Genomic DNA, 12,647 nt, shown 5'->3' with positions numbered 1-12,647 from the left:
ATTGCGGTCAACTAATTAGTGAGTCCAACCCGGTGTGCTGCTTCTAACTCGTGCTGAATCTCGTCTGTTGATTTCAGGTCTGGAGGAAAAAGATAGCCGTCAAGTCGCTCAAAGTCGCAGTTAATGTTTTCTTGGGTAGCGATCGCCTCTATAGTATTAATTGCTGTTGTATGACTTTGAGCAACAATTTTTGCGCCCTCTTTACCGTGCATTTGCTCTAGTTCGTAGTAACGATAACTCAGCACATTCGATGAGAACCAATTAGTTGACCGCAATCAATGCAAAATGGGTAAAGTCGATGGTATTGTGATTCTGAAATTATCTACGTAGGTGGGGAGTGGGGAGTAGGGAGTAGGGAATACGGAATCACGCTTTTCGAGTTGAGGGCGAGCTTTTTCAGAAATCAAATCATAGTCCTATAGATACCTATGCATTAACAATGCGGCCAATACATTGGCATTGTAAGCCGACACATTGGCATTGTAAGCCGATGCATTGGCATTGTAAGCCAATACATTGGCATTGTAAGCCGATGCATTGGCATTGTAAGCCGACACATTGGCATTGTAAGCCGACACATTAACAATGCGGCGGATGCATTAACATTGCAGGGTATTGGCAAATTTAATTCGCTATGAATTAATAAAATTCTGTCTTTAGTGTGGTAAAGACACAAGCTTGTGCATTATGAAAATCACTCTATGTCAAAAAATATCTTCTAATCTTTAACCCAACCTCTAGCGAAAGAAAGAGTTTGATGGTGAATATCTCTGTAATCATGAATGCGGACAAATGTTTACCTGCTCAATAACTGATATGCCGCAATATTTCGGAAAACTACCCACTACTAACCAACCTTGGACAACTCTTAGCAATATAAAAGCTGTAACCTGCGACAATAATATTATTAATTTTGACTGTGGCGACTCACGCCTTACTATCAGCGTCCTTGCATCCAATTTAATCCGCGTGCGTTTTGCACCAACTGGAGAATTTATGCCCCGCCGTTCTTGGGCAGTAACACTAGATGATCCAGAATGGGCAATAACACCTTTTACGGTGCAAGAAAATGAAGCAACGGTAGAAATTGAAACAGCACAGATTCGCGTGTGCATCCAGCGAGAAAAGTGCCGCATTGCTTGTTTTGACAAAGATAATCGCCCGTTTGCCCAAGATGCAGAGATGGGTATAGGTTGGCGGATGGGTGCAGTTGCAGGATGGAAAGAAATTGCAGCCGATGAACGTTTCTATGGTTTTGGTGAACGCACAGGCTTTCTGGATAAACTCAGCGAAGTAAAAACCAACTGGACAACGGATGCCTTAGATTATGATGCACTGACTGATGAAATGTACCAAGCAATTCCATTTTTTATGGCTTTACGCCCAGAGTTAGGCTATGGCATCTTTTTCAACACTACTTTTTGGAGTCAGTTCGATATCGGTGCTGAACAACCAGGTATTTGGAAGATGGAAACTCGTGGCGGTGAATTGGATTATTACATTATCTATGGCCCCGAACCTGCCAAAATTCTGGAGACTTACACTCAGTTAACTGGAAGAATGCCATTACCGCCGAAATGGGCGCTAGGTTATCATCAATGTCGCTGGAGTTACGATTCAGAAACCGTTGTACGGGAACTGGCGCAAGAATTTCGTCAGCGTCGCATTCCCTGTGATGTTATTCACTTGGATATTGACTATATGCGGGGTTATCGGGTATTTACTTGGAGTCCTCAACGCTTCCCCAACCCGGCAAAACTCATTAGTGATTTAGCACAGGATGGTTTCAAAACAGTTACAATCATTGACCCTGGTGTGAAGTATGAACCAGAAGCTAATTATCATGTTTTTGACCAAGGATTAGAAAACAACTATTTTGTGCGGAAAGCTGATGGTGCGTTGTTCCACGGCTATGTTTGGCCTGAGAAAGCTGTTTTTCCTGATTTTTTGCGTGCTGATGTGTCTAACTGGTGGGCTGATTTACACAAAAGCTTAACTGATGTTGGTGTGGCAGGAATTTGGAATGATATGAATGAACCTGCCATAAACGATCGCCCTTTCGGCGATGATGGTGAAAAGATTTGGTTTCCCCTAGATGCACCGCAGGGGGGAAGGGAAGCAGGGGGAGATGGGGGAGATGGGGGAGCAGGGGGAGATGAGGGAGATGGGGGAGATGAGGGAGATGGGGGAGAGGAGGAGAATTTTCAATCCAAAATCGTTCGACTGAGCGAAGTCGAAGTCCAAAATTCAAAATCTAAAATTGATGTGACTCATACGGAAGTGCATAACTTGTATGGGTTGATGATGGCTAAAGCTTGCTATGAAGGGTTGCAACGGCATCGAAGTTCAGAGCGATCGTTTGTGTTAACGCGATCGGGTTATGCTGGTGTGCAACGCTGGTCTTCTGTGTGGATGGGGGATAACCAATCGTTGTGGGAGCATTTAGAAATGTCTCTGCCGATGCTTTGCAATATGGGACTTTCGGGTGTGGGATTTGTAGGTTGCGATATTGGCGGGTTTGCTGGTAACGCTACAGCTGAATTATTCGCTCGGTGGATGCAGGTAGGAATGCTTTACCCATTGATGCGCGGTCACTCGGCAATGTCTACTGCTCGTCATGAACCTTGGGTATTTGGCGATCGCGTTGAAAATATCTGTCGAGAATACATTAATCTACGCTACCAACTACTTCCCTATATCTATACTCTTTTTTGGGAAGCGGTTACAACAGGCGCACCGATTTTAAGACCATTATTGTACCATTTCCCTAACGATCCGAAAACCTATAGCCTCTACGATCAAGTATTGCTAGGTGCATCGCTGATGGCTGCACCAATTTACCGCCCTGGAGTTGAGCATCGATCTGTCTATTTACCTCTTGGTACTTGGTATGATTGGTGGAATGGCGATCGCTACGAAGGCCCAATTCATATTCTTGCTTATGCACCACTTGAAAGAATGCCACTCTATGTCCGTAGTGGTGCGATCGTTCCCATGCAACCTGTTAGGCAATACGTTGATCAAGCGCCACTTGATGAGATCCGATTACGGATTTGGTCTGGTAATAACCAATATCAGCTATTTGAAGATGATGGACAGACAAAGGAGTATTTAGATAAGAATTTTTCACTAACAAATATAAGCGTGTTTACAGAGACAAACCAAACAGTAGTGGAAATTGGAGCAAGAGTTGGGAAATGGACACCTCCACCGCGTGAAGTGATTGTAGAACTTGTTGGTGTTGGAGAGCAACGTTTCCAAGATGATGGTAAGCGACATACTCTGCAATTTTAAAATACGGATTGGGCATTGGGCATTGGGCATTGGGCATTGGGCATTGGGCACTTGTACTGCCCTTAAGAGCGGGACGCTGCGCGAACGACTACGCTCAGGAACCGCGACTTGTACTGAGCTTGTCCTGAGCGTAGCCGAAGGGCGTAGTCGAAGTAAGCCGAAGTATTGGGCATTGGAAAACTTTTCCTTACTCTCAGTCCCTAGTCCCCAGTTTAACCACCATTATTTCCAACTGTAAATTATGCGAGAAAAAATATGCATAGAGGTAGATGAAAAGCAAGTCAAGGGGGAACATACAATACAAAGGGTAGAAATAGTTAAACCGTAAGAAATACGTAAGTTTAGTACGCTAGATAGATGCGGTTAGAAAACACCCAATGTTAAATATTAACCGCTTGCGGTTGCAAAATATATTTAAAATGCCTACAAATTCACTTGTGGCAAAAGTCGCAAGTGCGATCGCTGTTTTTGTTGGCAGCTTGGTACTAGTTGGTTGGTATCTTGGCATTGAAGTTCTCAAGCGCGGCTTCCCTGGTAGTCCTGCCACAATGAAAGTCAATACAGCGCTGTGTTTTGTGCTGTGTGGTGTGTCGCTGTGGCTATTTTCAAAAGCAAGGGAGCATACTTCGACTCCCTTCGACTACGCTACCTCGACTTCGCTCGGCACAAGTCAGGGCAAGTCGCTCAGTAACCGGGGGGGGAGGGGGGGAAGAACAATTGAAAATTCCCCCCATAGTTCCCTTGTAATTTCTAGAATCTGTGCAATAGCTGTCACCACAATAGCTGCGCTTACACTTTGTGAATATCTATTTGGCTGGAATCTCGGCATTGACGAGCTACTGTTTCGTGATTTGTCAAGTAGTATAGCGACATCGCATCCAGGGCGAATGGGCGTGAACACAGCACTGAACTTTATGCTGGTTAGCGTCGCCCTACAGATTTTGATTCATCCAAAAACCGATCGCAGTTATTGGTATGCTCAGATTATCGCTCTGATCGCTACTTTGATTTCCTTTCAGGCGCTCATGGGCTATGCCTACAAAGTAAAAGTTCTCTACGGACTTGCCCCTCATACAACATCAATGGCTTTACACACGGCGGTGTTGTTCAGCTTACTAAGTATGGGCATTCTGTGGGCGCGGTCAGAACAGGGTATAACTGATAGCAACCCGTTGCAGACTAGCGAGAATCTGCCAAAACAGACCTTTATCAATGCCGCCTCGGTCATAAAATGGCCAGAAAATCAGAACCCAAGTGTCTTGGATAACCTGTATTGGCCCTGGTAATGTGGCATCGGGAGTCCAAGCGAAGAGTTGCCAGATAACGAGGAAGATGACGATGGCGATCGCTGGTGGTATCAGGTCAGGAAATTGCTTTTGTAGACTGGATATAAAGCTATTACTAAATCTAGGGTTTGCAGGGCGTTTTTGGGCGAGTGTCATGATGCTGTATTCTCCTCAAATTTTATTTGTTATTTGTCATTTGTCATTTGTCATTAGTCATTTGTGCTTTGTCATTTGTCCTTTGTCATTTGTCCTTTGTCCTTTGTCATTTGTCCTTTGTCCTTTGTCCTTTGTCCTTTGTCAGTTACCAATGACCAATGACTAATGACTAATGACCAATGACCAATGACTAATGACTAATGACTAAACACGTCTCTACTTTTTGATTGTGAGACTCTTCAAATATTCTTCTGGTTTTTCGGGGTCAAATTTGATGCCATCAAAAAACTCTTCTACACCACGGGATGTATTTGTAGGAATATCAGCAGTAGCAATGCCAGCTTCTTTGGCAGCTTCTTTCCAAATATCTTCACGGTTGACTTTGTTGATAAGTTCTTTCGCCTTAGCAGCGTTATTGTCTAGGTAATTTTTTGGTAAGAATCCCCAGCGAACGTTTTCAACTATGAACCATAAATCGTGACTCTTGTATGGATAAGAAACACTGCCTTTTTCATCTTTCCAGTAGTAAGATGCCATTGATTTATCATCAATTGTGCGACCATCACCCATGTCATATTTACCTTGGTATGGATCAGCCAGAATTTCTGGTGAAGAAAGATTGAAATAATTTCGTCCCGCCAGAATTTGAGCCGCTTCTTTACGATTATCAAAATTATCTAACCACTGTTGGGCTTCCATAATTCCTTTTAAAATTGCTTTGGTAGCCTTGGGATTTTTATCAACCCAATCGCCTCTGATGGCAAGATATTCTTCGGGATGATTTTTCCAAATTTCTGCGGTTAATGCTGCTACGTAGCCGATTTTGTCTTGAACCAGGCGATAAGGCCAGGGGTCGCCTGTACTAAAGGCATCCATTGTTCCTGTTTTCATGTTGGCCACAGTTTGCGCCGCAGGTACTGTGAGCAACTTGACATCTGCATCTGGATCTAAGCCGCCTGCTGCTAACCAGTAGCGAATCCACAAATCTTGGTTGACGTGGGGAAAGGTAAATGCAGCTGTGAAGGGTGTTGAAGATTTTAATTCTGTGAATAGGGACTTAGCGCTGGCGAGTTGTAAGCTAATACCTTTGCCTTGGTGCTTGCTGGCGATCGCAATTCCATTTCCATGTGTAATCAATTGACATAATACATACATGGGTATTTTTTGATTGCCTTTGGTAATTAAACCTTCTGTAATTAAATGTGGCATTGGCATCTGCCATTGACCGCCATCTATCCCACCACCAGCAGAACCAATTTCTACGTTATCTCTGGCTGCACCCCAAGAAGCTTGTTTGGAAAGGTCAACATTACTCATCCCATATTTTGCAAAAAAGCCTTTTTCTTTAGCAATAATTAAAGGAGCCGCTTCTACAATGGGGATATATCCCAACTTGACTGTAGTAGTTTCTGGTGTTTGTTCAGGACTAATATTAACAACAGATTGAGCAATTGGTTGTGCTTGAGTGCTTCCACCAGTCAGGTTTTCAGGGGGATTGCCCAAACAGCCTTTGAGAAGTACAGCACCCGCAGATGCTCCGGCTGTGAATATAAATTTGCGACGAGAAATTTGATTAAAGAATTCTGTCATAATATCTCCTTTGAACGTAAATTTTATTTTTTATAGCTGTGACAATTTAGGCAAAAAACGTTATGTTTATTGCGCTATTTAATGATTAACCAAGCTATATTTGGCAAAGCGATCGCCGTCATTTCATCAATGACACGGCTACCTATAAAATAGCCAGGCTAATATATTGGCTCTGCTCTAGTGTGATGCAGAGGTATCATTCACCTTGTTGAAATCAGTTTACAGCCTTTAAAGCCAAATTTGTTAACTTGGGATCTGGAATTATTAAACAAATATTAGATTGGATGTATAAGGAAAAATTTATCTATTTTCCTTAACTATATGAATAATTCTTAATAGATAAACTCTTATTTATGAAGACTATTATGTTTACTTTATGATTTTCTGCTTGTACTTATTTTTAGTAGAATTTGTCATATATAGTAATCCGCTTTGATTTTTGAAATTATTTGCGTAGGCGGGGAGTAGGGAATAGGGAGTAGGGAGTAGGGAATCAGGCTTTTCGAGGTGTACGGTGTTTATTCAAAAATCAAATAGGAATCCTATATATAAGTTTTTATTTATAATAACTATGAGCAATGGCGCTGTTTCTTTCACCGTAAGCGATCGCATCGGTCGAGTGTATTCCGGCTCTTTGGAGACAGTCAAAAATTTGGGCGTTGCAGAACATTGGGATGAATTGGGGCAAGCAGGGGGGAGAATTTTGGAAGTTGCTAAGAGTACTCCAATAGGACTTACGCACGCTCTACGAATTCTTGGCGTTCTTGGCGTCTTGGTGAACCAGCGCTGTAGGCGGGTTTCCCGCCGTAGGCGACTGGTGAACCCGAAGGGCGGTTCGATAAATTAAGCCTTTCGGCGATTTTTGCGTAAGTCCTGTCCAAGTAAAAAAGTGCCAAATTGTCATTGCGAATGGAGCAAAGCGGAATGAAGCAATCCCAAGATATTGCGATTGCTTCTCTACGAGACGCTCCGCGAACGCTACACTTCGTTGCGCTCGCAATGACAGGTTTTGGATCATTTATTTCTTGGAACACTCTAAATCATCCCGCTTTCTCTGCAACGCCGTGAGTAGTTCAGGTAGTGTATTCGGCGTTAATCCTCACGTAGTCATAACTCAAATCACAACCCCAAGCTTTACCTGAACCATGACCATTGCCAACGTTAACGGAGATTAATACAGTATCCTGTTGGAGATAAGCACCCGCGGCTGCTTTTTTCAAATAAGCACTCGCTGCTGCACGCTCAAATTGTAGAGGTTGCCCATTTTCCAACATTGAGAAATCCCCTAGCTTAATTTGCAGGTTTTCTTGGTCAAAGGGAACACCTGCACGTCCAGCGGCGGCGGCGATGCGTCCCCAGTTAGGGTCATGCCCAAAGATTGCAGATTTAACTAAGGATGAACCAGCGATGGTTTTGGCTATTTGTCGGGCTGAAATTTCATCATAGGCCCCTGTTACTTCGACTTCAATTAGACAGGTTGCGCCTTCACCATCACGAGCGATCGCTTTAGCTAAATGCTGACAAACTGCTGTTAACATCGCCTCTAATTTCTCTGCTTCTGCGCCCCATTCTGTAATTGCTGGGGTACGAGATTGACCGTTTGCCAAGGCGATTAAGCTGTCGTTGGTGCTGGTATCGCCATCCACGGTAATGGAATTAAAGCTTCTATCAGCTGCCCTTGCTAACATCTGTTGCCAAAGGTGAGGCGAAACCACGGCATCACAAGTAACAAATGCCAGCATGGTTGCCATGTTGGGGTGAATCATACCGGAACCCTTGGCAATGCCGCCAATTCGTACTGGGCGTTGGCGCAGCCCACCGGAGGCATCGCTTATAGTTGTCTCTAGGGCAATAGATTTAGTTACCAAGTCTGTAGTGATAATCGCCTCAGCTGCTGCATCTGAGCCTGTTTCTGATAGTGCTGCTACTACCTTGGGAATCCCACTTCGCAAAGCATCCATCTTAATTCTTTGACCAATCACGCCAGTGGAAGCCACTAACACAGATTCAGATGGAATGTTTAGTGCTTGGCCTACTGCCATAGCAGATTCTAAAGTATCAAGGTAGCCTTGAGTTCCTGTAGCGGCGTTTGCTTGTCCAGCGTTGCAAAGGATGGCACGAGCGCTCTGTTTAGCTTGTAAGCGTTGGCGACAATATTCTACGCAGGCAGCTTTAACTTGGCTAGTGGTGAACACACCAGCTGCGATCGCTTCCACCTCTGAGAATATCAAAGCTAAATCTGGCAACCCCGAAGGTTTCAACCCTGCGGTAATTCCCGCCGCTTGATACCCCCTTGGTGCTGTGATGCCACCTGTAATTTTTTGCCAATCTGCCATTATTCTTCACTCTAAACTATTGAGGGATTTGAACAACCTTTCAACAGTTTAGAGTTTTAAGGGGAAAATTTTAATTACTCAGTGGATAACTTAACCGTGATCGCTCTTGATAACTCCCGAAACAAAAGATTTGCAACCTTAGACATCAGCTTATTTTGCAAGTGCTTACCGTTGAGTAGTTGCTTGCCAGAACCGTCAACATTCTTTTTGAGCGTTTCCTTGTATTTCTGAATTTCCTCACCTATCGGATTATCCGGCAGCCGCCCATCAACCTCAATTTTCGTGATTACGTGCTGCCAGAAGTTCATCCGACAGAGCGCACTGCCGGCTCCTTTCTCAACTAACTTATCTCCAGACTGTTCGAGAACGGTTCCCATACCCAGCCTAAGTTTAAAAGCATCACGCGAACGGTTACGTTTAACCCGTTTAACATCACCAGGTAGAAATTTCACCACAGATTTACCATTTTCGCGGGTGACTTGTTTTTTCTTAACTTCCCTCACCTCTCGCTCAATCAACTGTTTACCATTGCTTAGAAACGCTTCAAACGGATAAATCCGACTCAGCAGCCGAGCGCGAATTCTCAACCCAAAATTAAACTGGTCGAAAATCTGGTTATAGGCTTTGAACTGTTCATCATTGACCAGCGACTTGAGTTTAATTTCTAGTCGCTGCTCCTCGATGTCGATGTCGCAAAGCCAGCCAGCGTGCAGCCGGACAGTTGGATCTATCTCTAGCCCAAATTGCACCGCCGCCGATTGTTGATAAATTCTTTCTATCGATTTGTAACTTGGTGGGTGTACCTCCAATTTTCTTTCTGAAAGCCAACCCCATAGAGGCGGAACATTGCCTAACTTAGTGCTTTCAGTTTTACTGTGGGCTTTTTCTGGGAACTGCCAAGCTAGGTTTTGGCGAGTGTAGTTAACGATCGGTGACTGAACGCGGTTAAGGTGTTCGAGTTGCTGAACTAGTTCGCGCAGTTCATCAATGATCTGCGGACGGTGCATTAGAAACTGACGTGGGTTAAGTTCACCAGATTCTAGATAATTTTCTTAATCTACACCGTAAGCAGCCATAGCTAAAGCATCAGCCGCATCAGATTTATTTGGTAAGTTTTTTCCGCCACGGTAGCGGCGTAACTCAATATGACCAACCCAAAGAATTTTAATTTCTAAGCTTTCAGGATTCTCGCCCAAAGCCTTGAGTAATGATTCCCTGTTGGCTCAAGAATCGCCACATCAGGTTTATTCTCTATTACGTAATCAGCAAAATCAAAAGCTGATTTTTGCTTGCTTTTTGGCTTGGGACTAGAGTAGAAAGCGGGGAATAAACTCGACGCTTTAGTTCGGCTTTTTTGCCAATAGGTCTTCAAGCCACCTACGGGATATTGTGTTAAAATATGACAAGTTACGCTTGACTTACTAACATCAATTCCCAAGGATCTAATCGATTCAATTGTCATGGTTCTGTTTACTAATTGGGGGTATTTAAAATTCGTGTTCCTACCACGAATCATTTGAAAGCCCAGTTTGTACGCTTGAATCCCCTAACACCCCACCATAATTTGGGGCGCGATTCACTCTTAACGCTGGGTTTGACCCGGTAGCTCTAGGAAAGGTGCGCTTGAAGAATACAACACCCCAAAATATAGGTGTGCGATTCCTTACTAACGCCCCACTTCCTAGAAACAGTGGGGCGGGTGCTTTGGACACAACCCGCGACGGTGGCTTGTTACCAACGTTTCGGCTACTGTGTCAGGTAGCCCGCGCCGTAGCGCGATCGCAATTACTTTCTTGCGATTCATCAGGCGGGTTTGCTAATAGTCATCTAAATAGAAAAGTTATTTTTGATAACATTTTCTAGTTGTTCTAAAGCTGGCTCTAGTATTTCCTTAAGCTTTTCATCGCTTGCATAGCCTGCACGTTCTTCACCAGAGATAACCTTTAATGCAGCATCAATTTTATTTTTGATATCGTGCAATAATTGCCAGGCTTCGTAATAGTCCCATTCTGGATCTGGTTGAGAGATGTTTAAATTATTCATAAATTTCATCATCCTCAAATTCGTCATCATCACCAACTAATGAATATGTGTTTTCTGGGTCAATAATGTTAAGAGCATCAACCATTGCCTGTCCAGTTAAAACGTCCAATACTGAGTAATTACCAGCAGCGATCGCGCTCTCGACTTGATGCATTTTGATTAATCGTTCGAGTTCATCTGTACGTAGTGATGGATGAATATCTTCAATAGAATTAATTGGCCTCGGCTCCTGATTCCCCTCAATCCATCGTTCATGCTGATGAGAGTAAAATTCCCAAAATGCTCTCTTCCCTTCGCTAGTTCCTTGTGGCGGTGCTGTTTCTAAAAAATCAGCAAGTTCTCTACCACGCTCGAATCCTTCGACCCAACATTTTATAGATTCAACCCACTCGCTATTGATGGCAAAGCCACCTTTTAAGGTTGCCTCGGTTGCAACTTCAAGCGGATCGGTGTTCCGGTGAATTGCGATAATTTGGGATAAGGCTTGGTACTGAAAACTGCTAAGGCGCTCCATATCAACAATCCACAGGGCAAGCACATCACCGTTATCTGTGGTCACTCGCTCCAGGGCGAATGGATCGCGCATGGGTATCATGCCGTCTGGAAATAAATCTAAGATTGGCTCGTAAGGATTACCGGGTTTGAGTTTTACCCAAGTGTCGTGTTTGGTCATAATCAAAGCTCCCTAAAAATACTTGTTCTCATCCTCAATAGCATCATTTGACTGAGGCTGTTGCGGATCAAAAGGGATATCATCCGAATCAGGCTCCACAAGAGTCAATTTATCTTTTTGGGCTTTTAGCTGTTCAAGTTCCTGTTTAAGTTCCTTGATTTCCTTTCTCAGGTCTTTGGCATCAAGTATTAGCTCTGGAAAGCTCCCTAACCTTTGTCTCTACAAATTGCATCAATTCAGAAGCAGCAATAAGAGGATCTTCGTCATTTATTTCGGCTGTCCATTCTAGATGTATGGATTCGTAGTTTCCCAGATTAAAAATCCGCTTATAAGTGATGGTTTTGACTTTCATACTTATGTGATATTTTGGATTTGTACAGGTTTGAATGTTGGAATCGACACAGCGATCGCGTTACCTCATGGATCGCGATCGCACTCCTATCAGCTATCCTTTGATTTTCTGGGGTTTCGGTTGGTCGAAAACTACCTCAAAGTTCCTACCTCCCTGACGAAGAAGAGTTGTAAAAGCATCCGCTTCAGTGCGGGTACGAAATCGATAAACGCATTCGCTTTCACCATCGGGCAGATATTCAAAAATTGCCCACGGTTTGAGACTGTCGCGGTAAGTCATAATTCTAAATTCCTAATTGTGTAAAAAAACACCAGCAAGAATTGCCAAGCTTTTGAATGCTGGTGTGTTTACTTGATAAATTCGGACATCTCTACACAAGAATGATTATTTATTATGCAATACCTCCGTTTCAGTTAGACTGCGACCCCATCGAACTTGATTAATCAGCGCTTCAAGCAATCCTTCTCTGTCATTTTTTGGCAACGAGCTATTAATCTGATGTCCGACTACGTAAATCTGATCACGGCATCTGCCGGGACACCCGTCACACAACTGGGCTGCAATAGCAGAAATTAAAAACAGCTTTTCGTGCTTGGTCATGCGCTCAAAGGTACTACCGTACTCTTCTTGCAGGGATTCCACTAAAGAGCCGTCGTTTATGGTGTAACTAGTAAAATGTCCGATTGGTTTTGACATTGGTAAAATTTCCTTAATATTCAATACGCTTATGTAGGCAATCGCTCCTGAGGACGGTAGGCGATCGCTTTTTCAATTAGATTCCTCCTCGTCCTCGTATTCCTTCTCACCGATGACGATGGTCACGCCGTCGCTTTCAGATTTGATGAAATCAACGATGGCTTCGCCAACGCTAAAAGCGAACGCAAATTCATCATCGTCAACGTCTTTGATAGTTACCT

Annotated in this window: 15 protein-coding genes and 1 pseudogene; 3 read left to right on the top strand and 13 right to left on the bottom strand. The window is 43.6% G+C overall.

Translation table 11 applies throughout. The annotated features are described in order from the left end of the window. Positions 1 to 11 precede the first annotated feature (11 nt). Positions 12 to 245: a hypothetical protein gene (locus LC574_RS06460; RefSeq protein ID WP_229452154.1), complete on the bottom strand. Its 234-nt coding sequence runs from the start codon at positions 243 to 245 to the stop codon at positions 12 to 14. Positions 246 to 416: 171 nt separating this feature from the next. Continuing rightward, complete coding sequence (locus tag LC574_RS06455; RefSeq protein ID WP_229452152.1) at positions 417 to 578, bottom strand: hypothetical protein; 162 nt, start codon at positions 576 to 578, stop codon at positions 417 to 419. A 238-nt stretch (positions 579 to 816) separates the two neighbouring features. On the opposite strand from LC574_RS06455, the gene LC574_RS06450 reads away from it, so the two are divergent. Then, a complete protein-coding gene (locus tag LC574_RS06450) occupies positions 817 to 3,294 on the top strand; it encodes a glycoside hydrolase family 31 protein (protein WP_229452156.1) in 2,478 nt (825 codons plus the stop codon). A 1,072-nt stretch (positions 3,295 to 4,366) separates the two neighbouring features. Here the strand turns inward: LC574_RS06450 and LC574_RS06445 are convergent. Then, positions 4,367 to 4,736, bottom strand: a pseudogene (locus LC574_RS06445) (nitrate ABC transporter, permease protein); the annotation flags it as partial. Positions 4,737 to 4,952: 216 nt separating this feature from the next. Continuing rightward, positions 4,953 to 6,326, bottom strand: a complete 1,374-nt coding sequence (locus LC574_RS06440; RefSeq protein WP_229452151.1) for a CmpA/NrtA family ABC transporter substrate-binding protein — start codon at positions 6,324 to 6,326, stop codon at positions 4,953 to 4,955. A gap of 571 nt (positions 6,327 to 6,897) precedes the next feature. On the opposite strand from LC574_RS06440, the gene LC574_RS06435 reads away from it, so the two are divergent. Continuing rightward, entirely contained in the window at positions 6,898 to 7,173 is a 276-nt protein-coding gene (locus tag LC574_RS06435; RefSeq protein WP_229452149.1) for a hypothetical protein, read from the top strand. Between the two features lie 226 nt (positions 7,174 to 7,399). Here the strand turns inward: LC574_RS06435 and argJ are convergent, their stop codons facing one another. The 4 genes from argJ to LC574_RS06415 form a co-directional block, all read right to left on the bottom strand. Continuing rightward, positions 7,400 to 8,662, bottom strand: a complete 1,263-nt coding sequence (gene argJ / locus LC574_RS06430; protein WP_229452148.1) for a bifunctional ornithine acetyltransferase/N-acetylglutamate synthase — start codon at positions 8,660 to 8,662, stop codon at positions 7,400 to 7,402. A 74-nt stretch (positions 8,663 to 8,736) separates the two neighbouring features. Next, positions 8,737 to 9,669 (bottom strand): hypothetical protein, encoded by a 933-nt coding sequence (locus LC574_RS06425; RefSeq protein WP_229452146.1) that lies wholly within the window; start codon positions 9,667 to 9,669, stop codon positions 8,737 to 8,739. Between the two features lie 45 nt (positions 9,670 to 9,714). Beyond that, on the bottom strand, positions 9,715 to 9,858 hold the full coding sequence (locus LC574_RS06420; RefSeq protein WP_229452144.1) for a hypothetical protein: 144 nt from the start codon (positions 9,856 to 9,858) through the stop codon (positions 9,715 to 9,717). Continuing rightward, entirely contained in the window at positions 9,834 to 10,124 is a 291-nt protein-coding gene (locus LC574_RS06415) for a hypothetical protein (protein ID WP_229452143.1), read from the bottom strand. The genes LC574_RS06420 and LC574_RS06415 overlap by 25 nt, the downstream gene beginning before the upstream one ends. A 161-nt stretch (positions 10,125 to 10,285) precedes the next feature. On the opposite strand from LC574_RS06415, the gene LC574_RS06410 reads away from it, so the two are divergent. Continuing rightward, complete coding sequence (locus tag LC574_RS06410; protein ID WP_229452142.1) at positions 10,286 to 10,525, top strand: hypothetical protein; 240 nt, start codon at positions 10,286 to 10,288, stop codon at positions 10,523 to 10,525. Here LC574_RS06410 and LC574_RS06405 read toward each other — a convergent pair. The 5 genes from LC574_RS06405 to LC574_RS06385 all read right to left on the bottom strand — a co-directional run bounded on the left by LC574_RS06405 (position 10,490) and on the right by LC574_RS06385 (position 12,426). After that, entirely contained in the window at positions 10,490 to 10,705 is a 216-nt protein-coding gene (locus tag LC574_RS06405) for a hypothetical protein (protein WP_229452141.1), read from the bottom strand. The genes LC574_RS06410 and LC574_RS06405 overlap by 36 nt on opposite strands. After that, entirely contained in the window at positions 10,698 to 11,378 is a 681-nt protein-coding gene (locus LC574_RS06400; RefSeq protein WP_229452140.1) for a hypothetical protein, read from the bottom strand. The genes LC574_RS06405 and LC574_RS06400 overlap by 8 nt, the downstream gene beginning before the upstream one ends. A gap of 181 nt (positions 11,379 to 11,559) precedes the next feature. Further along, on the bottom strand, positions 11,560 to 11,730 hold the full coding sequence (locus LC574_RS06395) for a hypothetical protein (RefSeq protein ID WP_229452138.1): 171 nt from the start codon (positions 11,728 to 11,730) through the stop codon (positions 11,560 to 11,562). A gap of 93 nt (positions 11,731 to 11,823) precedes the next feature. Further along, positions 11,824 to 12,009 carry a hypothetical protein gene (locus tag LC574_RS06390; RefSeq protein WP_229452136.1) on the bottom strand — a complete coding sequence of 62 codons (186 nt, stop codon included), beginning with the start codon at positions 12,007 to 12,009 and terminating at the stop codon, positions 11,824 to 11,826. Positions 12,010 to 12,114: 105 nt separating this feature from the next. Beyond that, positions 12,115 to 12,426, bottom strand: coding sequence for a hypothetical protein (locus LC574_RS06385; RefSeq protein ID WP_229452135.1), 312 nt, complete (start codon positions 12,424 to 12,426; stop codon positions 12,115 to 12,117). Positions 12,427 to 12,647 lie beyond the last annotated feature (221 nt).

The organism is Nostoc sp. CHAB 5715, assembly GCF_020829685.1.
Taxonomy (GTDB): domain Bacteria; phylum Cyanobacteriota; class Cyanobacteriia; order Cyanobacteriales; family Nostocaceae; genus Nostoc.
This window is presented reverse-complemented; position numbering and strand designations above follow the sequence as displayed.

What these genes read in the sequence shown, in the direction of transcription:
- LC574_RS06405 (WP_229452141.1), bottom strand. Translation starts at nt 10,705, where the DNA reads ATGAATAATTTAAACATCTCTCAACCAGATCCAGAATGGGACTATTAC.
- LC574_RS06425 (WP_229452146.1), bottom strand. Translation starts at nt 9,669, where the DNA reads ATGCACCGTCCGCAGATCATTGATGAACTGCGCGAACTAGTTCAGCAA.
- LC574_RS06395 (WP_229452138.1), bottom strand. Translation starts at nt 11,730, where the DNA reads ATGAAAGTCAAAACCATCACTTATAAGCGGATTTTTAATCTGGGAAAC.
- LC574_RS06415 (WP_229452143.1), bottom strand. Translation starts at nt 10,124, where the DNA reads ATGACAATTGAATCGATTAGATCCTTGGGAATTGATGTTAGTAAGTCA.
- LC574_RS06450 (WP_229452156.1), top strand. Translation starts at nt 817, where the DNA reads ATGCCGCAATATTTCGGAAAACTACCCACTACTAACCAACCTTGGACA.
- LC574_RS06440 (WP_229452151.1), bottom strand. Translation starts at nt 6,326, where the DNA reads ATGACAGAATTCTTTAATCAAATTTCTCGTCGCAAATTTATATTCACA.
- LC574_RS06390 (WP_229452136.1), bottom strand. Translation starts at nt 12,009, where the DNA reads ATGACTTACCGCGACAGTCTCAAACCGTGGGCAATTTTTGAATATCTG.
- LC574_RS06435 (WP_229452149.1), top strand. Translation starts at nt 6,898, where the DNA reads ATGAGCAATGGCGCTGTTTCTTTCACCGTAAGCGATCGCATCGGTCGA.
- LC574_RS06400 (WP_229452140.1), bottom strand. Translation starts at nt 11,378, where the DNA reads ATGACCAAACACGACACTTGGGTAAAACTCAAACCCGGTAATCCTTAC.
- argJ (WP_229452148.1), bottom strand. Translation starts at nt 8,662, where the DNA reads ATGGCAGATTGGCAAAAAATTACAGGTGGCATCACAGCACCAAGGGGG.
- LC574_RS06385 (WP_229452135.1), bottom strand. Translation starts at nt 12,426, where the DNA reads ATGTCAAAACCAATCGGACATTTTACTAGTTACACCATAAACGACGGC.